This is a genomic window from Halomonas sp. DP5Y7-2 (assembly GCF_019802025.1).
Lineage (GTDB): Bacteria > Pseudomonadota > Gammaproteobacteria > Pseudomonadales > Halomonadaceae > Halomonas > Halomonas litopenaei_A.
Genome location: NZ_JAHVHY010000001.1, coordinates 148,930 through 173,550 on the forward strand (window position 1 = coordinate 148,930; position 24,621 = coordinate 173,550).

The 24,621-nt window shown below is 62.1% G+C and carries 21 protein-coding genes; 5 read left to right on the forward strand and 16 right to left on the reverse strand.

The window, feature by feature from the left end:
- Positions 1-40: 40 nt before the first annotated feature.
- The 3 genes from KUW18_RS00645 to thiO all read right to left on the reverse strand — a co-directional run bounded on the left by KUW18_RS00645 (position 41) and on the right by thiO (position 3,233).
- Entirely contained in the window at positions 41-1,513 is a 1,473-nt protein-coding gene (locus KUW18_RS00645) for an NAD(P)/FAD-dependent oxidoreductase (RefSeq protein WP_222560561.1), read from the reverse strand.
- Positions 1,514-1,545: 32 nt separating this feature from the next.
- Positions 1,546-1,938 carry a nuclear transport factor 2 family protein gene (locus KUW18_RS00650; protein WP_222237375.1) on the reverse strand — a complete coding sequence of 131 codons (393 nt, stop codon included), beginning with the start codon at positions 1,936-1,938 and terminating at the stop codon, positions 1,546-1,548.
- 119 nt (positions 1,939-2,057) lie between these two features.
- The gene (gene thiO / locus KUW18_RS00655) at positions 2,058-3,233 is read right to left on the reverse strand and encodes a glycine oxidase ThiO (protein ID WP_222560562.1); all 1,176 of its coding nucleotides are present in this window, start codon (positions 3,231-3,233) and stop codon (positions 2,058-2,060) included.
- Between the two features lie 148 nt (positions 3,234-3,381).
- Between thiO and KUW18_RS00660 the strand changes: the two genes are divergently transcribed.
- Together KUW18_RS00660 and KUW18_RS00665 are read left to right on the forward strand one after the other, a co-directional pair.
- The gene (locus KUW18_RS00660) at positions 3,382-4,386 is read left to right on the forward strand and encodes an AAA family ATPase (RefSeq protein ID WP_222560563.1); all 1,005 of its coding nucleotides are present in this window, start codon (positions 3,382-3,384) and stop codon (positions 4,384-4,386) included.
- Complete coding sequence (locus KUW18_RS00665; RefSeq protein ID WP_206942810.1) at positions 4,383-6,134, forward strand: cobaltochelatase CobT-related protein; 1,752 nt, start codon at positions 4,383-4,385, stop codon at positions 6,132-6,134. The genes KUW18_RS00660 and KUW18_RS00665 overlap by 4 nt, the downstream gene beginning before the upstream one ends.
- Positions 6,135-6,219: 85 nt before the next feature.
- Here the strand turns inward: KUW18_RS00665 and KUW18_RS00670 are convergent, their stop codons facing one another.
- Entirely contained in the window at positions 6,220-7,476 is a 1,257-nt protein-coding gene (locus tag KUW18_RS00670) for an NAD(P)/FAD-dependent oxidoreductase (RefSeq protein ID WP_222560564.1), read from the reverse strand.
- A gap of 187 nt (positions 7,477-7,663) precedes the next feature.
- Positions 7,664-9,076, reverse strand: coding sequence for a sodium:solute symporter (locus tag KUW18_RS00675; RefSeq protein ID WP_222560565.1), 1,413 nt, complete (start codon positions 9,074-9,076; stop codon positions 7,664-7,666).
- A 286-nt stretch (positions 9,077-9,362) separates the two neighbouring features.
- Here KUW18_RS00675 and KUW18_RS00680 point away from each other — a divergent pair, with 286 nt between their 5' ends.
- A complete protein-coding gene (locus KUW18_RS00680; protein ID WP_222560566.1) occupies positions 9,363-10,295 on the forward strand; it encodes a LysR family transcriptional regulator in 933 nt (310 codons plus the stop codon).
- A 49-nt stretch (positions 10,296-10,344) separates the two neighbouring features.
- Here KUW18_RS00680 and KUW18_RS00685 read toward each other — a convergent pair whose 3' ends face one another.
- From KUW18_RS00685 to xsc, 4 genes are all read right to left on the reverse strand, one after another.
- Positions 10,345-11,043 (reverse strand): aspartate/glutamate racemase family protein, encoded by a 699-nt coding sequence (locus KUW18_RS00685; protein ID WP_222560567.1) that lies wholly within the window; start codon positions 11,041-11,043, stop codon positions 10,345-10,347.
- Between the two features lie 69 nt (positions 11,044-11,112).
- Entirely contained in the window at positions 11,113-11,898 is a 786-nt protein-coding gene (locus tag KUW18_RS00690; protein ID WP_222485592.1) for a TSUP family transporter, read from the reverse strand.
- Positions 11,899-11,926: 28 nt separating this feature from the next.
- Positions 11,927-12,934, reverse strand: coding sequence for a phosphate acetyltransferase (gene pta / locus KUW18_RS00695; RefSeq protein WP_206942823.1), 1,008 nt, complete (start codon positions 12,932-12,934; stop codon positions 11,927-11,929).
- Positions 12,935-13,091: 157 nt separating this feature from the next.
- Positions 13,092-14,912 carry a sulfoacetaldehyde acetyltransferase gene (gene xsc, locus KUW18_RS00700; RefSeq protein WP_261317295.1) on the reverse strand — a complete coding sequence of 607 codons (1,821 nt, stop codon included), beginning with the start codon at positions 14,910-14,912 and terminating at the stop codon, positions 13,092-13,094.
- Positions 14,913-15,140: 228 nt separating this feature from the next.
- On the opposite strand from xsc, the gene KUW18_RS00705 reads away from it, so the two are divergent.
- A complete protein-coding gene (locus KUW18_RS00705) occupies positions 15,141-15,983 on the forward strand; it encodes an IclR family transcriptional regulator (protein WP_206942826.1) in 843 nt (280 codons plus the stop codon).
- 84 nt (positions 15,984-16,067) lie between these two features.
- Here KUW18_RS00705 and KUW18_RS00710 read toward each other — a convergent pair whose 3' ends face one another.
- Positions 16,068-17,042 carry a hypothetical protein gene (locus KUW18_RS00710; RefSeq protein ID WP_222560568.1) on the reverse strand — a complete coding sequence of 325 codons (975 nt, stop codon included), beginning with the start codon at positions 17,040-17,042 and terminating at the stop codon, positions 16,068-16,070.
- Positions 17,043-17,599: 557 nt separating this feature from the next.
- Between KUW18_RS00710 and KUW18_RS00715 the strand changes: the two genes are divergently transcribed.
- Complete coding sequence (locus KUW18_RS00715) at positions 17,600-18,727, forward strand: aminotransferase class V-fold PLP-dependent enzyme (protein WP_206942829.1); 1,128 nt, start codon at positions 17,600-17,602, stop codon at positions 18,725-18,727.
- 147 nt (positions 18,728-18,874) lie between these two features.
- Here the strand turns inward: KUW18_RS00715 and KUW18_RS00720 are convergent, their stop codons facing one another.
- From KUW18_RS00720 to cyoA, 6 genes are all read right to left on the reverse strand, one after another.
- Positions 18,875-19,480: a Yip1 family protein gene (locus tag KUW18_RS00720; RefSeq protein ID WP_206942832.1), complete on the reverse strand. Its 606-nt coding sequence runs from the start codon at positions 19,478-19,480 to the stop codon at positions 18,875-18,877.
- A 260-nt stretch (positions 19,481-19,740) separates the two neighbouring features.
- Complete coding sequence (gene cyoE, locus KUW18_RS00725) at positions 19,741-20,700, reverse strand: heme o synthase (RefSeq protein WP_206942833.1); 960 nt, start codon at positions 20,698-20,700, stop codon at positions 19,741-19,743.
- Positions 20,658-20,984 carry a cytochrome o ubiquinol oxidase subunit IV gene (gene cyoD / locus KUW18_RS00730; RefSeq protein ID WP_206942834.1) on the reverse strand — a complete coding sequence of 109 codons (327 nt, stop codon included), beginning with the start codon at positions 20,982-20,984 and terminating at the stop codon, positions 20,658-20,660. Before cyoD ends, cyoE begins: the two co-directional genes overlap by 43 nt.
- A gap of 1 nt (position 20,985) precedes the next feature.
- Entirely contained in the window at positions 20,986-21,615 is a 630-nt protein-coding gene (cyoC, locus tag KUW18_RS00735; RefSeq protein WP_206942836.1) for a cytochrome o ubiquinol oxidase subunit III, read from the reverse strand.
- A 2-nt stretch (positions 21,616-21,617) separates the two neighbouring features.
- Positions 21,618-23,600, reverse strand: a complete 1,983-nt coding sequence (cyoB, locus tag KUW18_RS00740; protein ID WP_222161980.1) for a cytochrome o ubiquinol oxidase subunit I — start codon at positions 23,598-23,600, stop codon at positions 21,618-21,620.
- Positions 23,601-23,603: 3 nt separating this feature from the next.
- Positions 23,604-24,593, reverse strand: coding sequence for a ubiquinol oxidase subunit II (cyoA, locus tag KUW18_RS00745; RefSeq protein WP_206942840.1), 990 nt, complete (start codon positions 24,591-24,593; stop codon positions 23,604-23,606).
- Positions 24,594-24,621 lie beyond the last annotated feature (28 nt).

Sequence of the window (24,621 nt, forward strand, 5' to 3'; positions counted from 1 at the left end):
GCACGTTACAAGAGCGTGGTACCGGCGTCGCCGAATGTCGTCATAGCAATTCATCCTTGACGTAGTAGTAGCGGTAGAGAAAACGCTGGCCAGCGCGACGGAAAGGGGCAAACGCCTGCGACTCGATGCGCTCTCTCAGATTGGGAAACGGAAGCTTGGACGTAAAGATCGGCAACTCCAGGGTAGCGCCCTCACCTGCGATCCACTGTGCCAGCCGCTTGCCGGCCTGGGCCGAGTACATCACCCCATTTCCACCGTAACCGAGAGCGTAGTACACGCTTTCCCGGGGATCAGGCTGGTGAATCCGCGGCATCATGTCGTGGCTGACATCGACCCAGCCCCACCAGGAGTAGTCGATCTCGATACCGGCCAGCGCCGGAAACTTGCGCTCAAGATCGGCCTTGAGCATGGCGGCGTAGCGTTCTTTCGGCGCATCACGACCTGAAATCGCGCTGCGACTGCCAATCTGCACCCTATTGTCGGGCAACAGTCGGTAGTAATGGCGCAGGATACGCGTGTCGGTGAGCACCTGGCGCGTGCGAAACCCGGTCGCCTCGATCTCGTCGGACGTCAATGGGCGAGTGACCATGGAATTCGACAGGATCGGCAGCAGCCGATTATGCAGCGAACGGTGGAGCTGACCGGTGATATAGCCCCCGGTGGCAATCCCGACCGCCCGCGCCTTGACCAGACCGCCCGGTGTGCGCAGGTAGTGCGTGTCGCCGCGGGTCTCCCAGCCCAGAACCGGACTTGCCGGGTGTACCTTGACGCCCAGAGCACGTGCCTTGCGGTGGTAACCAAAGGCCAGCTTTGCCGCATGAATACCGATGCCCTCAGGCTCATGCATGGCGCCTGCCGCCTCACTGTCCCCCACCCACTCACGCTTGACGGTGCCGCCATCGATGATCCGCGCATCGTAGTCGAAGGTGTCCCGCAGCAGTCGCGCCTCTTTCTCCAGGCCCGGCATCATCCGATCCTTGTGGGCGATATACAGATGCCCGCCGGGCTGTGGATCGCAGTCAATGTCGGCGATCAGGGACTTGAACGTCTGCATGCCCTCGACGCATTCCCGATGCAGCTTGAGCGCCGTATCGAGACCGTAACGTGCAATCCACTGGGAGCGCTTGAGGCGCCCTGAGGCGCACTGAGCCTGGCCACCGTTGCGCGTGCTGCAGCCCCAGCTCACCCGATTGGCTTCCAGTACCGTGGCCTTGATGCCATAGCGCTCCGCCAGGAAGATCGCCGCGGTCAGCCCCGTGAAACCCGAGCCAACGATGACCACGTCGGCATCGGTATCGCACTCAATGGGGCCGTCGTCGGCAGGTGGCTCGCCGGCGGTGGCGACCCAGTAAGTGGGCGCATAGTCACAGCCGGTACCCACCTGCTTCGCCGTCAGCGGGTCATAGGCAGGATCATAAGGGGCGCGCGCAGACGTCGCCGCACCTTTGCCTTGCAGCGGCCCCTGGCCGGTGGCATCCAACGCTCGCTGCTCCGCGGTCTTTAGCTCCAGCATGTCGCTCCTCCCGGATCGCGAATGGGGTACCCTCAGCCCTGACGAGTCGGCGTGGCCGGCCGCTGCTTGCGGAAGGCATTCTTCACCGCAATCTTGCCGTCGCGGAAGGTAAAGGCATCGATCATGCGAGCCTCGGAGCGCATACCATCGGCCGTGGTCCCACAGTAGGTGCTCTCGCTGTAGCCGCGATCTCCAATCACCTGATGCACCCCGTCAAGCCACTGGGCATCCGGGGCATTTTCCCAGGCCGCCCTGAGTCCAGCGCGAACCTGCTCCTGACCATGAAAGGTCTTGCCCAGCAGTTCTGGGCCAGCCACGGCATGGAATTCGCAATCGTCGGTCATCATCGACATCACCGCGTCGATATCGTGACGGTTGAGCGCATCGGCGAAATCGGCGAGAAACTGGGCGTCGGGTTGGCTCATGGAGGTTCTCCTTGTTGTTCACAGCGCGACTGAGCGCCTAGAGCAGTATCGTTATTGTGTTGGCGAGGCCCTCTTGGCCTCGTCTACCCCCGAGCCTAAAGGCCCCGAGCGCTCGTCCCTTAGCACCAGTTGCTCGCTGTCGATTGGGCCAGCCCTGCGGGTGACGCCGAATCCTGCACATGGTGTGCGTCGTGCCCAAGCCGATAGGGTGCCGGGTCCACGCAGGGTCGCTCACCCAACAGCAACTCCACGCCGAGTCGAGCCGCCGCGGGCGCCAGCACCAGACCATTGCGGAAATGGCCGGCATTGACGTGGAGTCCAGCCCAGCCAGGCACCTCCCCGATAAAAGGAATGCCGCCAGGGGAGCCAGGTCGCAGGCCGGCCCAGTGATGCTCGATACTGGCCCTGGAAAGCGCTGGCAACAGCCGCACCGCACTGCGATACAGCGATACTCGTGCCGCGCTGGTGGTGGTCTTGTCGAAGCCTTGGTGCTCCAGGGTGGACCCCACCAGAATGCGTCCATCCTGACGTGGGATCAGGTAACGCCCATCCGCCAGCACCACCCGTGAGAGCGGTCGAGTACCATAAGGGGGCTTGAGCACCATCATCTGTCCCTTGACCGGGTTGACTGCCAGGCCAACCCCGGCTCGCCGCAGCAGTTCGCCGCTCCATGCTCCACCACAGACCAGTATGCGCCCCCCATCGATGCGACCCTGCACGGTCTCTACCCCGACCACGTCATCGCCTCGACGCCTGAATCCAATGACCTCACAATCCTCCCGGACTTCGACCCGACGATCCCGTTCCAGCCGCGCGCGCAGGGCACGCCCCAGGCGCGGGTTGCGCAAGCTGCCGAGTGTGGGCATCCACAACCCGCCCTGCTGCCGACGCAGCCAATCGGTCTCGGCGAGCCCTGGCTCGAGGCCGCAAATGGCATCGGCGTCGATGTCCTCCAATGGCTTGCCGAAGCGCTGCGCCCACTGTCGCGCGTCCTCGGCATCGTCCACCGCGAGATACAACAGGCCATGCCGGGTGAACTGCGGGTCGACCCCGGTCTCGTCATATAGCTGGCGGCACAGCGCCGGGTAGACGCCTTCAGACAACGCTGACAGCGCAGAGACAGGCGCGCTGTAGCGCCATGGATACAGCGGCGAAACGATGCCACCACCGGCCCAGGAAGCCTCTCCGGCACAACGACCCCGCTCTACCAGCGTCACCGTCAGGCAGGCTTGTGCCAGACGCCAGGCACTCATCATGCCGATGACGCCTCCACCCACCACGATCACATCCCGCATGTGCTTCTCCCCCTCGTTCACGGCGCCCCACTCATCCTTGGGTAGCCAGAATCCATTGAAATCTCATTTTTCGATACAATTTGCGTTATTTTTTAAAACACGTCTATAGTGTCATCACTTTCACAGCAGCGCACCAGGACACACGACCATGGCCGATGCCCATTCCCTGCTCGATGACAGCCTCCCCGCCCAGCAATGGCACAGCGCCCGGGAGATCTTCGGTATCGATTCGGACCTCAAGGTGCCGGTGTTCACGCAGCGAGACGATCATGTGCCCGCCATGGATGAGGCCTACCGCTTCAACCCGGACGTGACCCTGGCGATCCTGGCGGGCTTTACCCGCAACCGTCGGGTGATGGTTCAAGGGCTTCATGGCACCGGCAAGTCGACGCATATCGAGCAGGTCGCGGCGCGCCTCAACTGGCCCTGCGTGCGCGTCAACCTGGACGGTCACATCAGTCGCCTCGACCTGGTGGGCAAGGACGCCATCGTGATCCGAGACGGCGTGCAGGTCACAGAATTCCAGGAGGGCATCGTGCCCTGGTCACTTCAACGGCCGGTCGCCCTGATCTTCGATGAGTACGACGCGGGCAGACCCGACGTCATGTTCGTCATCCAGCGCATCCTCGAGCGCGATGGCCAGTTCACCCTGGTCGATCAGAACCGGGTCATCCGTCCACACCCGATGTTTCGCCTGTTCGCCACCGCCAATACCGTGGGCCTGGGCAACCAGGACGGCCTTTATCAAGGTACCCAGCTGCTCAACCACGCCCAGGTAGATCGCTGGAACATTGTCGCCAAGCTCGACTATCTGCCGCGGGACGAGGAAGTGAACATCGTGCTCGCCAGGGTGCCGAGCAAGGACAACGAGCGTGGCCGGCGCCATGTCGACGCCATGGTGGCGGTGGCCGAACTCACCCGAAAGGGCTTCGCCAACGGCGACCTGTCGACGTTGATGTCGCCACGCACGGTGATTACCTGGGCCGAGAACTGCGAGATATTCCGCGATCCTGCGCTGGCATTTCGCCTGTCGTTTCTCAACAAGTGCGACGAGCACGAACGCGCCCTGGTCGCGGAGTTCTACCAACGCTGCTTCGATGAGGAACTGAGTGAGTCCATCGCCAGTGGCGACGGTGGCAGTGAAGCATCATGACGACCCCAGGCGATGCGACCCACGCCAGCGCCTTGGCCAGAACACGGCGCCAGCAATATCTCGAAGACATCGAGGCGGCGGTACTGCGAGCCCACACCGGCGACAGCCGCTGGTTCTACGCCAGCCGTCGTCTCTACCACGGGCAACGACGAGTCCCCCTGCGGGCCCCTCACCTCAAGCTTGCCGATGACTGCCTGTCGATTACGGGCTATCGCGCGGTCAGCGATGCCCTGGCCCTGCGCGAGCGCTTCAGCGACGACGCGCTTCACCAGCACCTACGGCCAGCAGAGCCCGAACCACGGCTGATCTACGACTGGCTGGAGCAGTGCCGCGTGGAAGCCTTGCTGGGCCCCGGGGCACCGGGCATGGCGAGCAACCTCGAACAGCGCTTTCGACAGTGGTCGCTGGACTACCATCACGCACAATTCACCGAAACCGCCCTCGGACTCTTGCTGTTCTGCGTGATCCAAATCAGTCGCTCGCGGCTGATGGCGGCACCGATGCTGGAAGCGTTCGAGGACATGCTGGAGGCCACCCGGGCCAATATCGTACCGGCCCTCGGCCACGCCCTGGCGGGACTGCGACGCGAGCGTCACGATCAAGCGGCCTTCCAGCGTCACGCCCACGCCATCGCCGATTGGATAGCTGCCCAGCTGGAAGGCTTTGAGCCTCAGCAGGATCGCGAGCAGGAGGACAAGGATCCTCGCCGTGCCCTGGCCCTGCTGCTGGACAGTGAAGATGACCTGGAGGAGGAGATCCCGGTCGCGCTCAGCGGGCAAAGCCGTCTACTGGAGGATGACGCCAACCGCTACCGCGCCTTCACCACGGCTTATGACAGCGAAAGGCGTGCCGACAGCCTGGTCCGGCACGCGCTGCTGGTGGAGTACCGCGACCGTCTGGATCAGCGGCTCGCCGCCCAGAAGGTCAACGTGCGCCGACTGGCACGAGCCTTTCGGCGTCATCTGTCGGTGGTGGAGAGAGATGGCTGGAACGACGGCGAAGAAAGCGGCGTGATCGACGGGCGCCGACTATCGCAGATCGTGACATCGCCCCAGGAGCGCCGCGTCTTTCTCCGCGAACGCCATCGACCCGTCAGCGATGCTCAAGTCAGCCTGCTGATCGACTGCTCCGGTTCCATGAAGGTCCACGGTGAAGCCATCGCCACCCTGGTGGAGCTATTGGCCCGGGCGCTGGACATGGCGGGGGTAAGCAGCGAGGTGCTGGGCTTCACCACCGGCGCCTGGAATGGGGGCCGTGCCCAACGGGACTGGCTCAGGTCAGGCAGACCCGCGGCCCCGGGACGCCTCAACGAGGCACGCCATCTGATCATCAAGGACGCCAGCCAGCCCTGGCGCCGCGCCCGGCTGGGACTGGCGGCCCTGCTCAAGGCCGATATCTACAAGGAAGGGATCGACGGCGAAGCCGTGCAATGGGCCTGTCAGCGGCTGATGAGCGCCGACGTCAACCGCCGCCTGCTGGTCGTGATCTCCGACGGCAGCCCCTCGGATAGCGCCACCAACCTGGCCAACGATCGTCACTACCTCGACCACCACCTGCGCTCGGTGGTGGCGACGTACAGCGGCGGCAACGGTCGTCGTTCCGGCCCCATCGATATCGTTGGCCTCGGCGTCGGTCTCGACCTGAGCCCCTACTATCCGAGACACCGAGTCATCGACATCGGTCAGACCCTGGACAATACCCTGCTGGATGACGTGGTGGAGCTGATGCTGTCGAAGCGGCGGTATTAGTCTTGGGGGACAGGCACCAGCGGCTAGTCGGCATCCTCTCTTCTCGGCCCTCTGTTCTCGGCCATCTCTACTCGGCCCTCTCCTCTCAGCTCGCTCGTCGCAACCCAGTAAAACGCGCCGGCGACAGCCGTTGTGCGTAGTCAGGCAGCGGGCTGCCATCGATCATAGCGCGGATCAACTCACCGGTCTGGGCGGACAGGGTCAACCCCAGGTGAGCGTGCCCGTAGGCCAGATACAGCCCTTCCCTGCCGGCCACGGGACCGACCACCGGCAAACCATCCGGGGTGGAATGACGAACGCCCATCCAGCGCTCGCTCAGCGTCAGAGAGCGACCGAACATCGCGTCTCCCCATCCCTTCAGGCGGTCCCAGCGGCGCTGGTCGGCACGCCGTTCCGGCGCGGTAAACTCGGTGGTGCCCGCCAGGCGCATACCGCCCTCCATCGGTGTGGCGTAAAAATGGTGGGCCAGCCAGCCCGCAGGTCGTGTCAGCGATACCGACGTGTCGAGCCGCACGTGGTAACCACGCTCGCTGACCACCGGCAGCGACATCCCCAGCCACTTCATCAACGCCTGGTTAGCCATGCCCGCGCACATGACCACCTGATCGGCATGGTGCTCCCCCAGCGTACTGACCAGACGCCACCCGCCATCGACACAAGGCGCCAGTCCCTCGATGCGCGCACGGTGCAATACCGCACCGGCGCGCTCCAGTCGGCGCCACAGCGTGCGACTGACGGCCAAGGGGTCCTTCAGGTGACGTGTGGAGGGGAAGAACAAGGCACCTTCCAGGCGCTCAGGGCTGAGCTCAGGCTCCAGGTCGCGAACGTCAGCGGCCGTCAGCGCGCGACAGTCGACGCCATCGGCCCGCTTGGCCTCAGCTGAGGCCTCGAGCGACCGAGACAGCGCATCCCCACGATACGCCAGCTGCAGGCAGCCGGTATCCGCGTACAGGCCCGGTGCGTCAAGCGATTCGAGCAAGCGGTGTTGCGCCTCGACGGCGTCCTGTATCAGCGCCACCAGATCCGCCTTGTGGCGGGCAAAGCGGGAGGGTGTGGCGGCCTGGATAAAACGCGGCCCAAAACTGGCCAACCGCGACAGATAGCGGGGATCAATCGATAACGATGCGTCACGCCGGACCAGCTCCCTGGGCAGGGCCTTCAAGGTCTCGATATTGGCCATGGGCGAGGTCGCGTAGTTGGCAATCAGTCCTGCATTGCCAAGGGAGGTGCCCTCCCCCGGTGCTCCCGGATCGAAGAGCTGCACCTGGTAGCCGGCGTCAACGAGCGATCTCGTCACGGCCAGACCGACAATGCCTGCCCCCACAACGGCGATGGTGTTCATGCAATGTCTCCTTGGGGACACTGACGTCCGGCCCGTGGTTCAGGCCGGACGCGCGTAGCGTGGATAGCGGGGATTCAGTTATCGCGGTAGAAGCGCCAGGAGGCGATCCCCACCCCTACCGCGGTAAGGATGCTGACGGCACTGACGGCATACAGGGCAAGAGCGTACAGGGTCATGGGAGTCTCCTTTATTGAGTCTTGGCGACGACGGGAGCATCGGGAGCCGAACGGAACAGCTGGTAGACCAGTACAAACACCGAGACATTGGCGATGACACCGGCGATCAGAGCGGTCAAGCCAGTAGCCGCCTGCAGGTCAAAGGGCCCCCACTTCCACAGGATCGTGACCGTCGCGCCCGCCAGCATCGCCGCCACACCTGAGCGGGTGCAGCGCAAGTTGAACAGCACGGCGAACACGAACGGCAGCAGAATGGTCGGCGCCCACAGCGCATAGCTGAGCAGCAGCGCATCGATGATCGAGGTCGCGTACAGAGCGAACACTACCGCACCCAGGCCGATCAACAGGTTGACCAGACGCTCGATCCACAGCCGCTTCTGCTCACTGACCGTGGGCTCGATGAAGGGCTTGTAGATATCACTGACGAAGATCACTGCGGCGGAGTTCAGGTAGGAGTCGGCGGTCGACATCACCACCGCCAATAGCGATGCCAGTACCAGCCCCGTAATGCCCACCGGCAGGGCGTCACGAATCAGCGTCGGCATGGCCTGATCAGGTGAGATCGTTGGATAGAGCACCAACGCCACCAGCCCGATGGTGGCACTGACCAGATAGAACAGGAAACCGAAGCCACCGGCCACCGAATAGCCGATCCGTGCATGGCGGGAGTCCGGCGCCGACAGGGCTCGCTGGGTGTAGGGGGGAACCAGCGTTTCGCCCAGCAGGAAGGCAATGAAGATCGACAGGAACATGCCCAGCGAATAGTCACCCATCAGGCTGAAGTGGCCCTCCGGCAGGCGCTCGATCAATGCCTGAGGTCCCCCCAGGTCATGCAGCCCAATCAGCATGGTGACCGGCAGGAAGATCGCCAACATCAGAAATTGCACTACATCGGTCTGGATGACCGCCCACATTCCACCGATGGTGGAATACACCAGCACCACGGCCATGCCGATCAAGATACCAGTGGCAACGTCGATGCCGAGTATGGCGTTGAACACGGTGCCCACGGCCAGGGCCTGAGCCCCTAGAATGCCGACGCAGAACACCAGCGAGAAGATCCCGGTAAACAGGCGAGCACTGGCGCCAAAGTGCTGGGCCATGATGTCGCCAACCGTATGGGCATTGACGTAGCGCTTGAGCCTGGGCGCGATAAACAGTCCGGCAAGCACCGTGGCAATGGGAAACGCAGAAGCGGCGAACATGAAGGCATAGCCTTCATCAAAGGACTTGCCGGCACGGCCCATTGAGGCACCGCCACCAAGAAAGGACGCCGCCAAGGTGGCGAACAATACCGGCCAGATGATCTTGTTGCCGGCAACCGCAAAGTCAGCGCTGTCAGAGACTTTCTTGGCACTGCGATAGCCGATGTAGATCAGTATCGCGAAGTACAGCAGCAGTCCGCAGAGGTCGATCGGATTCATGCAACTACCCTCGTTATGGTTGTAGGGGGGTGGTGTCAGCTTCGACGACCCTTGTCATAAAAACAACTTTGATCTACCTATGAACCTATAGATAAAACTTATACCATATCGCGTGCGCTTTAGCGGCCCTCGCCTCCCGCGGAAGAGCCCAAAGCATGTCGCCGCGAACGACGACCCAGACAGCACCGCAGACACCACCGCAGACAGCAGTACAAGCGAAGCCACATCGGCCCATGCCACATCGCGGCGAAGCCTGTCCTCCACCACCCTACCCAGGAGTCCCTGAATGAAGCTGCGCTACCCTCTTCGTCAGCTGCAGATATTTCGCGAGGTCGTGCACACCGGCAGTCTCAGCAAGGCCGCACGACGACTCGATCTCAGCCAGCCGGCGGTGAGCTCCGCCATCGCCAACCTGGAGCAGGAGGCCGGCTTTCTACTGTTCCGTCGCAATAACTACGGCACCGAGCTGACGCCGGAGGCTCGCTACCTGATGGAGGGCGTCGACAGGGTGCTGGCGTCGGTGTCACATCTGGACGAACTGGCCGAAGGTCTGCGCCAGGGCCGCGCCGGCAAGCTGATTGTCGGCTGCATGCCGGGGCTCTCACCGAGCGCCCTGCCCCAGATCATGGCGGACTATCTCAGTGACTTTCCCGATACGCGGCTGTCCCTGCAGACCTTCAGCTCAGGCAAGATTCGCGACTGGGTGGCCGAAGGCCAATTCGATGTGGGCGTCATTGAACGTCAGGATGATCTCAGTGACCTGGAGGTCAAGCATCTGACCCTGCGCATGCATCTGGCGGTACCGGCGAACAGCCCATTGGCTAGCGCCACCGTGGTCGGGGCCAAGGACCTTGACGGGATGCCGCTGATCACCCTGGACGAGCACCACCAGAGCACGCTCAAGCTGAAGCAGGCACTACGCCAGGCCGATGCCCGCTGGCATGTCGCCGCCGAGACACACCTGTTTCCGTCTGCCATCAGCCTGGTGCGCGCTGGCATCGGTCATGCGCTGGTGGACCCGGTTTCTGCCGCGGGCTTCCTGCTGCGCCAGGACTGTGACGTGGCCATCGTGCCCTTCGAGCCGGCCATCGACCTGGAGATCGCCATCATCACCCCGCGCTTTCATCCAAGCTCCCGTCAATGCCAGCGCTTCCTGCCCTATCTCGAGAAGGGGCTGGCCCACTGGCATAAGCGCGCCCTGACGCCCCTTCACGCCTGAGCAGGGACACCGTGGCGTGCCTGAACGGTGCACACCGGGCTAAGCATATTCACCTGCTGCCGCCACAGGCCCGAATGATCAGATCGAGCGCCGGGACAATATCGTAGACCGGGCAGCGCGCCTCCCGGCGCACCACGTCCGCAAAGGCGCTCAGGTCCGTGCACTCAAGCACGATGGCATCCAGCGTGGTCTTGCGCATCAGCCGTCGTGTGGCAGTCGCGACCTCTTCCGCCATCGCCGCCATGTCGAGATCATCACGCTGTCCCTCAAGGATCACCTGCCGAAACTCGCTCCCGTCCTGGAGACCTTCAAGCGCGGGAAGAGCCCCCTGCCAGCCCGCTCCCAGGAAATGTTGCGCCTTCAATGCCCCTGCGTCGGCCGTCAGCACCCCCACCCGCCCAAGGCCCCCGTGCACGACGGCAAGCCAGGGCAACAAGGTCAGGCTGGAGAGCACCACCGGCACCGACACTGCCTCGGCGACCTGATCCTGATACCTCGCCATGAAGCCGCAGCTGCCCGCAATGGCGCACACCCCCTCCGCTTCCAGCTGCCGTGCCTGCTCAAGCAACAGGTCGCGCAAGGCGTCGCCGGGCGCGTGCAGCAGCCTGGGAATATCAACGCCCTCGAGCACGCGGTAGCGCACCGGATGGCGGAAGCTATCGGGATGGCGCAGGTGTCCCAGGGGCTTGGTAAAGGACGAATCCAGGCACAGCACCCCCAGCGGCGCCTCTTCTATATTGGCTCTCACAGGCCAGCTCCAGATGCATTCGATAGATGTATGGATGCCGTCGGCTCAGGGCAAAGCTCTGGCATCGATTCAGTACTGCCATAGCGCCATGGCGCCATCGATCACCAGCCCAGTGCCGATGATCATCAAGGTCAGCATCGCGACCCGTCGCAGCAGTTCAGCACTGCAGGGTGGTGGATAGCGGCGCCCTGCCCAGGTGGCCAGTGCCGCCGCTGGCAGAGTCCACAGCGCCAGCAGCCACACCTGAGCGTCGAGCCCGCCGCCGGCACCGACATACAGGGTGCGCACCCCGGAGGTCATGGCGAAACACGCGATCAACAGCAGACGAATCGTCTCGCGGGGCAACGGCTGGCGGTAGCAGTGGTAGATGACCGGCGGCCCCGGCATGCCGAACATGCCCCCCAGCAGACCCGTCATCGCACCGCTGACCGCGAAGCCGGCAGGAGCCGAGACCTGTGCGCGCGGACGGGGCCTGAGGCCAACGCTGAGACCTCCGTAAAACACCAGTGCCCCCAGCATCAGCATCAGTAGAGCTTCAGCGCTGACGCTCAGCCAGTTCAGCGCCCACACGCCAAGTCCGATGGACGGTACGATGCCAAGACCCAGCGCCAGCACGTGGCGCCCATCCAGGTGATGCAGTTTGCCAGGTAGCGCCACGGCGCTGTTGACCAGGGTAATCAGGCTGACAACGGCCACCAGGGTGGCAACGCTGACAAGTTCCAGACCGCTGGCCACTCCGATGATGATCATGCCGATACCAAAGCCAGCCACGGTGTGCAGGTAGCCGGCCAGCAAGGTGATCGCTACCACCGCCGCAAGACTGGACAGCGCCATTCCCTCAGGAACCAGTGTCATCTACCCTCCTTGGCCGTCCCCATACCGTTTACGCTACCGACAGGCGCTGGGCCTGGACGGTGGTCACCGCAATGACGTTGACGATATCTTGCTCACTGCAGCCTCGCGACAGGTCGTTGGCAGGCCGCGACAGTCCCTGCAGCAGCGGCCCGATGGCCTCGGCCCCACCGATGCGTTCCGCCAGCTTGTAGCCGATGTTGCCTGCCTCAAGGTCTGGAAAGATCAGCACATTGGCATTGCCCTTGACCTTGGACTCCGGCAACTTGCGCTCGGCGATCTCCGCCACGATGGCAGCATCGAGCTGCACGTCTTCATCGATGGCCAGGCTCGGGCGCGCCTGCTTGACCCGACGCGCCGCCTCGACAACCTTGTCCACCGCCGCATGATGGGCACTGCCACTGGTAGAAAAGGACAGCATCGCTACCCTGGCCGGCTCATCCAGCAGGGCTTCGGCGCTATCGGCAGCCGCCATGGCGATCTCGGACAGCGCCCCGGCATCCGGGTCCACCACCAAGCCGCAGTCAGAGAAGATCATGCCGCCCTTGAGGCTGTGGAACTCCTTGCACAGCATCATCAAGAAGAAGCTGGATACCAGGGTGGCGCCAGGGGCCATGCCGATCAACTGGATCGCGGCGCGAACCACATCGGCGGTGGTGTGGACGGCACCAGCCACGCTGCCGTCGGCAAGCCCGGCGCGCACCATCAGATTGGCAAAGATCAACGGATCCCGCGCCCGTGTGGCGGCATCCTCAGGGGTCATGCCCTTCGCCCCTCGCAGCTCCAACAGTAGCGCCACCAGGCGCTCGGTATGCTCGGAATCCGCGGGGTCAATCAGCTCTATCGCATCCAGCTCAAGCCCTTCGGCTTCGGCCCGGGACTGGATGACCTTATGCTCGCCCACCAGCTGAATGCGCGCGTAGCCTGCCGCGCTCGCTGTCAGGGCGGCCCTCAGCACTCGGGGGTCATCGCCTTCGCACAAGACGATGCGTTTCGGGTCCTGCCGGGCCATCTCACGAATATGGTTCAGCGCTTTCATCGCAACCGCTCTCCCAGGGGTAAAGGGGTCGACAGACTCGGTCGTGGCGCATCACGAACATGAAAAAAAGCCCTGGCACCAGGCCAGGGCAATGTCGTCATACCGGACGAGAGAGTCTTGCTTGGCGATCAGACTCCAGGGTCCGCCGCCTCCGGTATCAGACGTAGTCCTGGTACTTCTCGAGCAGACGGACCGGCTTCTTCAAGGCGTCGCGGCGGAAGGGGTCGCCCAGCTCGCGGGTACACATGATCTCGATGATGCAGGTCTTGCCTTCATTCATCTGCATGTCGACCGCTTTCTTCAGGGCCGGGCCTACATCTTCCAGGCGGTCCACGGTGATACCCTCGGCGCCCATGGCGCGGCCGATCTCGGCAAAGCTCTCGTTGTCGAGCTCACCGGCGACAAAGCGACGGTTGTAGAAGTCGACCTGGTTCTTCTTTTCGGCACCCCACTGGCGGTTGTGGAACACCACGGCGGTCACCGGAATACCGTGCCGCACGGCGGTCATGGTTTCCATCAGGCTCATGCCCCAGGCGCCGTCACCGGCGTAGGCAATGGCCGGACGATGAGGCGCAGCGGTCTTGGCTCCGATGATAGTGGGCAGCGCATAGCCGCAGTTACCAAAACTCATGGGGGCAAAGAAGCTGCGTGGCTTCTCGAAGCGCAGGTAGCTGTGGGCCACCGAGTTGATGTTGCCGATATCGGTGGAGACCATGACATCTTCCGGCATGGCCTTTTCCAGCTCACGCAGGACCTGACGCGGATGCAGATACTCGCCGCCGGAGAAAGGCTTCTCGTCCTTGGCTTCTTCGATGGCATCCAGGCTGAACGGATCACGCTCGTGGGTCCACTCGTCGAGCTCTTTCTCCCAGGCTTCCTTCTCGGCCTTGATCTTGGCCAGGCGCTCGTCCTTGGACGCATCGCAGGCCAGGTTGCGGCCTTCAAGGCGCTGGCTCAGCTCGATGGCAGCAGCCTTGGCATCGCCGCAAATGCCCACGGAGATCTTCTTCACCAGCCCCAGCATCTTGTGATCGGCATCGACCTGAATGATCTTGGCGTCCTTGGGCCAGTAGTCCATGCCATGCTGCGGCAAGGTGCCAAACGGGCCAAGGCGAGTGCCGAGGGCCAGCACCACGTCAGCCTGGGAGATCAGCTTCATACCCGCCTTGGAGCCCTGATACCCGAGCGGACCACACCACTGCGGATGACTGGCCGGGAAGGAGTCGTTGTGCTGGTAGCTGTTGACCACCGGTGCGCCAAGACGCTCGGCCAGGGCCTTGCACTCTTCCACCGCGTCGGCCATGACCACACCGCCACCGGAGACGATTACCGGGAACTTGGCCTCGGCCAGCAGTGCAGCCGCCTCGTCCAGCGACTGGGCGCCACCGGGACCGCGGTCGATACGCCGGGGCTCGGGAATCTCGGCCTCGATCTCGCCATAGAAATAGTCCCGCGGAATATTCAGCTGGGTCGGGCCAATTTCGGCCATGGCGCGATCGAAGCAGCGACCGGTGTACTCGGCCATGCGCGCAGGATGGGTCACATGGCCCTGGTACTTGGTGAACTCCTGGAACATCGGCAGCTGGTTGCACTCCTGGAATCCGCCCAGGCCGATACCGGTGGTGCCGGTTTCCGGGGTGATCATGACCACCGGGCTATGGGCCCAGTAAGCCGCCGCGATGCCCGTCACGCAGTTGGAAATACCGGGACCGTTCTGGCCGATGACCACGCCGTGGCGTCCAGAAACGCGAGCATAGCCGTCAGCCATATGGGCGGCACCCTGCTCGTGCACCACCGGAATAAGGCGGATCCCGGCCGGGGCAAAGATATCCATGGCGTCCATGAAGGCCGAGCCCATGATGCCGAACATGTCGGTCACGTCGTTGGCAACGAGGGTTTCGACGAAGGCTTCCGAGGGCGTCATCTTCTGCTTGCCCTTCACAACCTGGCGGTTTTGGGTGTTGTCGTTGTGACTCATGGAGCTCCTCCAGGGAACAGAATGGGTGCTGGCGGCCTTGGCGGCCTGTGTCTTGGCTCGAGGCTCTGGATAGCCAAATCAAGCTTTTCGATACGATAAGTTCCGTTTTCTAGAACTTGAGGCAAAGGTAGCCGCCGAGTGGTGAGGAGTCAACACGAATTTCAAAAAACGGTACGAATTGCGTTCTTTTCAGAAACAGATAAACTTCACGGCATAGGGAGGCCTGCCATGACCACACTCGGCGTCGACACGCGCATCATTGAAGGCGATACCCCGGCTCAGCGCCTGCTGGCACTGCTCGAGGTCATCGCGGAAAAAGACCAGTACTTCACTCTGCAAAGCCTGGTAGATGAAACAGGTCTGCCCAAGCCGACGCTGCATCGCATGCTTCAGCAGCTGGAGAACTCCGGCATGTTGCAGCGGGAGGCAGACAACCGTCACTACAGCAAGGGCTCTCGCCTACGCCGTCTGGCCGAAACGCTGCTGCTGAACGACACGGTCCAGGGGGCTCGCCACGGGGTGCTGGCCGAGCTGGTAAGGGAGGTGGGAGAAAGCTGTAACATCACCGCCTTGTCCGGCAGCGAGGTGCTCTACCTGGATCGCGTCGAGACCTCTGCACCGCTGCGTTTCTACCTGCATCCAGGTTCACGGGTGCCGGCCCACTGCTCTGCCAGCGGCAAGCTGTTTCTGGCCCAGATGGGCGCATCCCAGCGACGGCGTCTGCTGGCCGATGCCACCCTGGAGGCCTTCACCCGTAACACCCTGACGGACATCGATGCCATCGAAGCCGAAATCGAACAGGTCAAGCGTGACGGCTACGCCTTCGATGATGAGGAGTTTCTTCCAGGTCTGCTGTGCATCGCGGTGCTTGCCCCGAACCCGGCCGGGGTCTCCAATGTGGGATTGGCCATTCAGGCCCCGGTCATGCGTATGGACCGCCAGCGTGCTCTGGACTGCCTTCCCGCCCTGGAGCGCGCCGCCGCCGCCATTGCCCGCATCAATCAGGGCGCCTTGCCGGAGTCGGACGCCACCGGCGAGGACACCACAGAGCACCGACAACCGATAGCCTGATGGTGAGCGAAGTCGGCTTTGGACAAGCCCGCCAGCAAGACGCTGGACACCCTAGATGGTGCCCAGCGTTGTGGGGCTAAGGCGTCAGTTGAAGAAGAAACTGACACAGCGAACAAAGCTGCTGCCGCCGCCGGTCACGCAGCGATGGCGAATCCAGCGATCACGCTTGGACAAGCCTTCGTAACGGGTCCACTGCCAGTACCCTGAAGCAAGATGCCAGGTATGCAAGTGCCTCCAGTTGCCGAAGGCATTCTTGTAATAGTGCAGGGTGGCTGCCGGTCCGTGGCATGCGCTGGTGACGCCGACAGAGTTGCGGCGCTTGTGATTGGAGGTCCAGCGATCCCGGTGATAGTAATGGGCAGCGGGATCGCACCACCACCAGGTGTTACTGGGAAACGACACCGTTTCGCAGTTGTGGTTGCGAAACAGGTCATAGCCATCCCCGGGCACGCAGTAGGACTGGCCGGGGCCGCCCCCCGAGGAGGGGCCGGCCCGAGCGATGTCCGGCGCAATCCCCAGTTCATCCAGGTCCACCTCGATGGCGTCCTCGACCCTCTCCACCGTACGATGCTTGAACGCCTTGCGCTCTACCGCAGGATTCAGCTCCAGCAGCATGTCGGGTACCGGGGCATCCTTGGGGGCAAGTCGCAGATAAAGTTCCAGCGCCGTCACGTCCCTCTCGGCAGCGAAGGTCGCGCCGGTGGCACGGTCGAGCTGTCCCAGCTCGCGCATGCCTACTTCAGGTTCCTTGCTGTCACCGCGCACCCCGACAAACTCGATGGTGTTGCCGTTGCTCAGCTCGACACGAGCCAGCGGCATGACGTCAGGTGATGCGCCGACCAGCGGCGCTCCGTCAGGCCCCAGGCCTGCGGCCGCCAGATCTTCAGGCGGCGTTGCTCCCTGCAGGCCCTGTTCGCCCGTCGATGTCTGCTCGTCCATCTTGGCCAGCAGCCATGTCGCCTGCTCAGGGTTTCGCCGTCCCCACTCCACCCATTGTCGTTCCAGCGCCTCCCACGACGGATCGCCGTGGTCACAGGCGCATGTCAGTGTCTCGTTCATGATCGACATCCTCGATCTGATGCGTCCACTTCATCGGCATCGTCATGCTTTTCAGCGGTGCCGACGATCCTGGTCTTGCGCAGGCCAAAGGAGGAATACGCGCCAAGCGAAAAGGACGAGCTCTTCGGGCCATCGCCATCGCAATATGGGTGACGCTTGTGGGGCCGTCGCTGGGCTCACGCTCATTCTCGCTCATCCCCGCTCATCCCCGCCCATCCCCCTCCACGGCCTCATTGAGCATGATCAAAGTTTGCTTTGGTCGCCAGCCGCACCCTGCCCAGTGCCCGGCCCCGAACGGCGAAGCAGCTGATAACTGGACGGAAATCCCTGCTAGACCGATAGGCAGAATAAAAAGCACGGGATGGAATAACCGTGCCTGAATCACTGCGCACGGTCGGTCGCCATGGGCCTCTGCGGTGCCTGTGGCCACTGGTCGTCGACCCGCTTTGACCGTATGCTGTGAAGAATAATGAGCACCGGAGCATCGTCGACCGGTGCCGCTACCGGAGGCTCCCTGCGCCCCGGCTTGTTCAATGCCCACTCAAAGGATGTGCCTCATGCCTGGCCTGCTCCCAGACGTCGATCCCGATGGCCTGCTGGAATTTTCCGTGGTCTACACCGACCGCGCCCTGAACCATATGTCGCAGAGTTTTCAAGGCGTGATGCGCGACATCTCGACCACCTTGAAACAGGTATACAACGCGCATAGCGCCGTGATTGTGCCCGGTAGCGGGACCTTCGGCATGGAAGCGGTGGCACGCCAGTTTGCCCAGAACCGCAGCGCTCTGGTGCTCCGCAATGGCTGGTTCAGCTATCGCTGGCATCAGATCCTGGAGATGGGCAACATCCCGGCAGAGCTCAACGTGCAAAAGGCCCGCCGCCTCGACGACAACGACCCTACCTCGCCGTTTGCACCGGCCCCGATCGAAGATGTCGAGCAAGCCATCGAGCGGATGCAGCCCGATATCGTCTTCGCACCACACGTGGAAACATCATCAGGCATGATCCTGCCGGATGACTACATTCGACGCGTCGCCGACGCGGTGCACGCCTACGGCGGCCTGATGGTGCTGGACTGCATCGCCTCTGGAACGGTGTGGGTGGATATGGAAGCCACCGGGGTCGACCTGCTCATCAGCGCGCCTCAAAAGGGCTGGAGTGGCTCCCCCTGCTGCGCCATGGTCATGCTCTCTGCCCAGGCGCGGGAAATCATCGAGGAGACCCAGAGCACCAGCTTTGCGGCAGACCTGAAGAAATGGCTGACCATCATGGAGGCCTACGAAAAAGGCGGCCATGCCTACCACGCCACCATGCCGACGGACAGCCTGCGAGGCCTGCGCGAGATCATGCGCGAGACCGACGCCTATGGCTACGACAAGGTCAAGCAAGAGCAGTGGGCCCTGGGCAAGAGCGTTCGCGCGCTGCTGGCCGAGTATGGTTTCAAGAGTGTTGCTGCCAACGGCTTCGAGGCTCCCGGCGTCGTCGTCTGCTATCACGATGACCCGGCCCTGGTCAGTAAATTTGCCGGCGCTGGCCTTCAGGTAGCGGCTGGCGTGCCTCTGATGTGCGATGAAGGCGACGACTTTCAGACCTTCCGTATCGGCCTGTTCGGCCTCGACAAGTTGCACCGGCCCGAGCGCAGTATCGCCAGCCTGCGGCAGGCCCTCGACAGCATCAAGGGATAGGGCTTGGCCCACGGGTCAGCCATCGCTCATCTTTTGGCTTTCCCGATAGGGCAATGCAAGAGGGCAACGCAAGAGGGCGACGCCGCCGCGTCGCCCTCTTGATGGTGCTCGCTATTGTGCTCACTGCGGTCTTGCACGGGTTGACTCTCAGCCGATCAACGACAGGATGATGCGCTCGCCGTAGCCCCACAGCAGTACTGTCATGCCAAGCAGCGCTTCCAGCACCAGCACACCGACGGCGAGGGTGGTGCTCGAGACCACGAAGCCTTCCTTCCGGCTGATGTCGAGAAAGGAGGGAATCCCCAGATACAGCAGATAGGCGGTGTAACACAGGCCAATCACCCCGGCCAACAGACACAGCCAGATGATCGGATAGACCGCGACGATGCCGCTCAGGAACATCGGTGTCGCCACATAGCCGGCAAAGATGATGCACTGGCTTTGGCTTGGGGTCTTGGGAAAGCGCTTGGCCGAGTAGCGTATCGTCTTGCCGACGATGTACACCGCCGCCAGTATCACGATGTAGAACGCGATACCCGCCCCCAACGCATCCAGGTAACTGAGCTTGATGGTGGTACCACCTCCAAGACTCCAACCCACCTGCGTCGTACCAATGTACGAACAGATCACCGGTATGGCGGCCAGCAACAGGACGTGATGCGCATACAGATGCGTTATCGTCTCCCTCTCTTCTTTGATCTGTCTCCATTCGCGATTCGGATGGGCCATCAATCCCCAGACATGTGTCAGCATACTGACTCCCCCCTGCTACCGCTGAAATGAGCCCCGGCATCGGTGCTCGATCCACGGGTCTCCGTTGTCCATAACTTGCAGTATAGAACCGAATTTTCGGTTCGCTACCCGATCAACGGTACATCCTGTACACATACTGTACAAGTTGTGGCTAATATTTTTCTTCTTCCATCAACGACAATGCCCCGCATCACTGATGTGATGCGGGGCATTGAGACGTACATAAGGACCGGTGTCAGCCCTTGGCTCAGAGGATCGCTCTAGCCAGCCAGCGAGGTCCACATGGGCGTGCTGGGCATCAGCGTGGCGTCCAGTGACATCATCAGACTCAGCGCCGTGATGGTCAGGATCGAGATGCCGAAGACCTGCCTGGCCCAGCGCACGTTGTCGTCCGTGCGGTAGCCCTTGGCCGCGATGTACAGCCAGTAGACCCCCAGCACCAGTGCCACGATGAAGTAGCCAGGCCCGGCATAGCCGGCAAGACTCAACGACAGCGCCGCGCCGATGAACGCCAGGATATAGCCAAGAATGTGGTGCTTGGCTGTACCGATACCGCGAACTACCGGCAGTACCGGAATATTGGCCGCCTTGTAGTCTTCCATGCGGAAGATCGCAATCGCATAGGAATGCGGCATCTGCCACAGGCTGAAGATCACCAGCAGCGTCAGGGCGCCGGTGTCGAAGCTACCGGTCACCGCGCAGTAGCCCACGACCGGTGGTACGGCCCCGGACAGACTGCCGACCAGGGTGCCGAATTCCGAATTACGCTTCATGTAGAGGCTGTACGCTCCTACATAGATAACGAAGCCGAAAGCGGCAAGACCGACCGTCAGCGCATTGGTCCCCAACGCCAGCAGGCCGAACCCGGCCAGACCCAGCAAGGTGGCAAAACGCAGCGTGGCCGCCTCGCTCACCCGCCCCTGAACCAGGGGTCGGGTGCGGGTGCGCTCCATCAAGGCGTCGATGTCCTTGTCGATAACGTTGTTGTAGGCACAGCCCGAGGCAATGACCAGGGCCAGGCCCAGCAACGCTGACAGAAACACCACCACATCGAACTGGCCCTGGGCGGCCAGGAAGTAGCCGCCCAGTACCGAGATCACGTTGCCGCCGATAATGCCCGGCTTGGTGATCGTGAGGTAGTCCTTAAGAGTGTCCCTGAACATCATGGGTGTCGGCGTCAGCCGATCATCATGTTGTGATGCAGGTGGTACATGATCCATAGGGAACCTCCGATGACCAGAACCAGGATCGCCACGGTGAAGACGAAGGACATGAAGTTCCAGCCTTCATCGGCCTTGGTGTTCATGTGCATGAACAGCACGAGCTGCACCAGCACCTGAGCCACCGCGGTACCGACGATCAGGATCAGGGTCGCCCCGGTGTCGAAAGCACCGGTCATCACCGCCCCGAAGGGGATGATAGTCAGCACGATGGACAGGATCAGGCCAATCACATAGGACTTGACGCTGCCATGGCTGTGATGGTCGTTGGCGTGTCCGCTCATATCACAGGACTCCCATCAGGTAGACGAAGGAGAATACGCAGATCCAGACGATATCCAGGAAGTGCCAGAACAGGCTCAAGCACATGATGCGCGGGCGCACCATATCGTCGAGACCGCGCTGCTTCACCTGAATCAGCATCACCAGAATCCAGATCAGACCAAAGGTCACGTGCAGACCGTGGGTACCGACCAGGGTGAAGAAGGCGGACAGGAAGCCCGACCGATCAGGACCGTAGCCAATATGGATCAGGTGAGCGAACTCGTAGATCTCCATGCCTACGAAGGCCGCGCCCAGCAGGAAGGTGATCCCCAGCCACTTCAGCACTTTCTGGGTCTGGTTGGCGTTCATGGCCAGTACGGCCATGCCGTACGTGAAGCTCGAGAACAGCAGCAGGAAGGTTTCGACCAGAATGAACGGGAGTTCGAAGATCTCGCCCGGCGTCGGACCATCCGCCGTGCCCCGAAGGAGCACGGCATAAGTGGCGAACAGTGATCCGAAGATCACCAGGTCGCTCATCAGGTAGACCCAGAAACCGAAGACCTTGGTGCCCGCGGCATCGTGATGATCGTGGTCGTGATCATGGTCATGCCCGGAGGCATGACCTTGCTGATTGAGTGTATCGGTAGCCATGGTTATGCCTGCATCTCCACACGGTTCTGGTGTTCGCGCTCAATACGCTCGACTTCCGCAGCGGGCACGTAATAGTCGACGTCAGTGTTGAAGACACGCGCGATGAAGGTAGCGAACATGCCCAGTGCGGCCACGATGGCCAGCCACCAGATATGCCACACCAGAGCGAAGCCGAAGACCGCGGAAATCAGACCGATCACCGGACCTTCCCAGGTGTACTTGGGCATGTGAATGTCCTTGTACGGCCCTTTGGACACGCCAGCCTTGCCACCGTTGGCCTGCTTCTGGTTCCAGAAGTCATCGATGTCCTTGATCTCCGGCAGATGCGCGAAGTTGTAGAACGGCGCCGGAGAGGAAGTTGCCCACTCCAGGGTACGCGCGTCCCAAGGATCCCCGGTGACGTCCTGGTTCTTCTTGCGATCACGGATGCTGACGTAGAACTGGATCACGGTGCAGGCAATGCCACACAGGATCAGCACGGCGCCGACCCAGGCGATGATCATCCAGGGCTGCCAGGCACCATTGTCATAGGACTGCATGCGACGCACGGCGCCGAAGAAGCTCAGCACGTACAGCGGCATGAAGGCGACATAGAAGCCGGTAATCCAGAACCAGAAGGAGCGCTTGCCCCACTTCTCGTCGAGCATGAAGCCGAAGGCCTTCGGGAACCAGTAGGTCAGACCCGCCAGCATACCGAACACCACGCCACCGATGATGACGTTGTGGAAGTGCGCGATAACGAACAGGCTGTTGTGCAGCACAAAGTTGGCCGCAGGCACCGACAGCATCACACCGGTCATGCCACCCAGGGTAAAGGTGATGATGAAGCCGATGGTCCACAGCACCGGGGAGGTGAACTCCAGGCGACCGCGGTACATGGTGAACAGCCAGTTGAACACCTTCACCCCTGTGGGGATGGCGATGATCATCGTCATGATGCCAAAGAAGGCGTTGACGTTGGCCCCTGCTCCCATGGTGAAGAAGTGGTGCAGCCAAACGATGAACGACAGGAAGGTGATGGCGATGGTTGCCCACACCATGGTGCCGTATCCAAACAGACGCTTGCGCGCAAAGGTCGCGATCACCTCGGAGAACACACCGAAGGCCGGCAGGATAAGGATGTACACCTCAGGATGGCCCCAGGCCCAGATGAGGTTGACGTACATCATCATGTTGCCGCCAAAGTCGTTCGTGAAGAAGTGCGTCCCCAGGTAACGATCCAGCGTCAGCATCGCGATGGTGGCGGTCAGAATCGGGAAAGACGCGATGATCAGCACGTTGGCGCACAGCGACGTCCAGGTGAAGATGGGCATACGGAACAGGGTCATGCCCTTGGTACGCATCTTCAGGATGGTGACGAAGAAGTTGATGCCCGTCAGGGTCGTGCCGATCCCGGATATCTGCAATGCCCATATCCAGTAATCCACGCCGACGCTTGGACTGTACTCTATCCCCGATAATGGCGCGTAGGCCAACCACCCGGTCGCGGCAAACTCACCCACCACCAGCGATACGTTGACCAGAATGACGCCGGCAACGAACAGCCAGAAGCTGAGGTTGTTCAGGAACGGGAAGGCCACGTCGCGAGCACCGATCTGCAGCGGCACCACCAGGTTCATCAGGCCGATGACCATGGGCATGGCGACGAAGAAGATCATGATCACACCATGCGCGGTGAAGATCTGATCATAGTGGTGAGGCGGTAGATACCCCTCGGCCCCGGCAGATGCCATGGCCAGCTGGGTCCGCATCATGATGGCGTCGGCGAAGCCGCGAATCAGCATCACCAGGGCCACCAGGAAATACATGATGCCCAGTTTCTTGTGGTCGACGGAGGTGATCCATTCGCGCCACAGATAGCCCCACTTCTTGAAGTAGGTCAGACCGCCCACGACGGCAATGCCGCCCAGAGCAATACCGATCGCCACCACCATGATGATGGGTTCCTGGATCGGAATCGAATCTAACGTCAGTTTTCCAAACATGATTTACTCCGCTGCCTCCGCGCTGCTGGACTCACCATGCGACTCGCCATGGGACTCGTCCTCATCGCCGTGACCACCTGCGCCATGACCATGAACAACGCCGCCGTAGGTCTCGACGAACTCGGCGTGCTTGCCGCCCGCCAGGAAGCTCTTGATGATGCGCTCGTAGAGCGCCGGGGTGATCTCGGAGAAGTACTCGACCTCGTTGTCCTCGCTGGGCGTGGCCAGGTCGTAGTATTCCTCTGGGAAGGTCAGCGTCTGAGAGGATGAACGTACCTTCTCGACCCACTCCTCGAAGTCTGCTTCAGAGCCCACGTGGGCATCGAAGGTCATCCCGGAGAAACCTGCACCACTGTAGTTAGTGGAGCGGCCGGGGTAGACGCCCTGCTCTTCGGCGATCAGGTGGACATCGTTATCCATACCCGCCATGGCATAGATCTGACTGCCCAGGCGCGGAATGAAGAAGGCATTCATCACCGAACCCGACGTCACCCGGAAGCGCACGGGGGTATCTTCGGGGAAGGCCAGCTCATTGACCGTGGCAATGCCCTGTTCCGGATAGATGAACAGCCATTTCCAGTCCAGCGATACTGCCTGGATTTCCATGGGTTCATTCTGACCTTCCTTGGCCTCAAGGGTCTTGTGCGGGTCGAGGCTATGGGAGGTGTACCAGGTCAGCAGCGCCAGGAAGACGATGATGACGCAGGGAATAAACCAGACGATGGCCTCAATCTTGGTGGAATGAGCCCAGTCCGGTGAATAGGTGGCATCGGTGTTGCCACGGCGGTAACGCCAGGCAAACCAAAGAGTGAGTACGATGACCGGAATCACCACGATCTGCATCAGACCGAAGGCGGTGAGGATCAAGGTACGCTGTTCACGGCCGATCTCCCCTTTCGGGTCGAGCAGCGCCGACTCACAGCCCGCCAACAGCAGGGGCAGCGCCAGCAACAGCACTAGGCCGAGCACGCGCAGGTACGACTTTCTTCTCATGTAGCAACCTCGTCAGGGCGGCGGAAGA

Coding starts and splice junctions, on each gene's coding strand:
- KUW18_RS00645 (WP_222560561.1), bottom strand. CDS start 1,513: ATGCTGGAGCTAAAGACCGCGGAGCAGCGAGCGTTGGATGCCACCGGC.
- KUW18_RS00650 (WP_222237375.1), bottom strand. CDS start 1,938: ATGAGCCAACCCGACGCCCAGTTTCTCGCCGATTTCGCCGATGCGCTC.
- thiO (WP_222560562.1), bottom strand. CDS start 3,233: ATGCGGGATGTGATCGTGGTGGGTGGAGGCGTCATCGGCATGATGAGT.
- KUW18_RS00660 (WP_222560563.1), top strand. CDS start 3,382: ATGGCCGATGCCCATTCCCTGCTCGATGACAGCCTCCCCGCCCAGCAA.
- KUW18_RS00665 (WP_206942810.1), top strand. CDS start 4,383: ATGACGACCCCAGGCGATGCGACCCACGCCAGCGCCTTGGCCAGAACA.
- KUW18_RS00670 (WP_222560564.1), bottom strand. CDS start 7,476: ATGAACACCATCGCCGTTGTGGGGGCAGGCATTGTCGGTCTGGCCGTG.
- KUW18_RS00675 (WP_222560565.1), bottom strand. CDS start 9,076: ATGAATCCGATCGACCTCTGCGGACTGCTGCTGTACTTCGCGATACTG.
- KUW18_RS00680 (WP_222560566.1), top strand. CDS start 9,363: ATGAAGCTGCGCTACCCTCTTCGTCAGCTGCAGATATTTCGCGAGGTC.
- KUW18_RS00690 (WP_222485592.1), bottom strand. CDS start 11,898: ATGACACTGGTTCCTGAGGGAATGGCGCTGTCCAGTCTTGCGGCGGTG.
- pta (WP_206942823.1), bottom strand. CDS start 12,934: ATGAAAGCGCTGAACCATATTCGTGAGATGGCCCGGCAGGACCCGAAA.
- xsc (WP_261317295.1), bottom strand. CDS start 14,912: ATGAGTCACAACGACAACACCCAAAACCGCCAGGTTGTGAAGGGCAAG.
- KUW18_RS00705 (WP_206942826.1), top strand. CDS start 15,141: ATGACCACACTCGGCGTCGACACGCGCATCATTGAAGGCGATACCCCG.
- KUW18_RS00710 (WP_222560568.1), bottom strand. CDS start 17,042: ATGAACGAGACACTGACATGCGCCTGTGACCACGGCGATCCGTCGTGG.
- KUW18_RS00715 (WP_206942829.1), top strand. CDS start 17,600: ATGCCTGGCCTGCTCCCAGACGTCGATCCCGATGGCCTGCTGGAATTT.
- KUW18_RS00720 (WP_206942832.1), bottom strand. CDS start 19,480: ATGCTGACACATGTCTGGGGATTGATGGCCCATCCGAATCGCGAATGG.
- cyoE (WP_206942833.1), bottom strand. CDS start 20,700: ATGGATCATGTACCACCTGCATCACAACATGATGATCGGCTGACGCCG.
- cyoD (WP_206942834.1), bottom strand. CDS start 20,984: ATGAGCGGACACGCCAACGACCATCACAGCCATGGCAGCGTCAAGTCC.
- cyoC (WP_206942836.1), bottom strand. CDS start 21,615: ATGGCTACCGATACACTCAATCAGCAAGGTCATGCCTCCGGGCATGAC.
- cyoB (WP_222161980.1), bottom strand. CDS start 23,600: ATGTTTGGAAAACTGACGTTAGATTCGATTCCGATCCAGGAACCCATC.
- cyoA (WP_206942840.1), bottom strand. CDS start 24,593: ATGAGAAGAAAGTCGTACCTGCGCGTGCTCGGCCTAGTGCTGTTGCTG.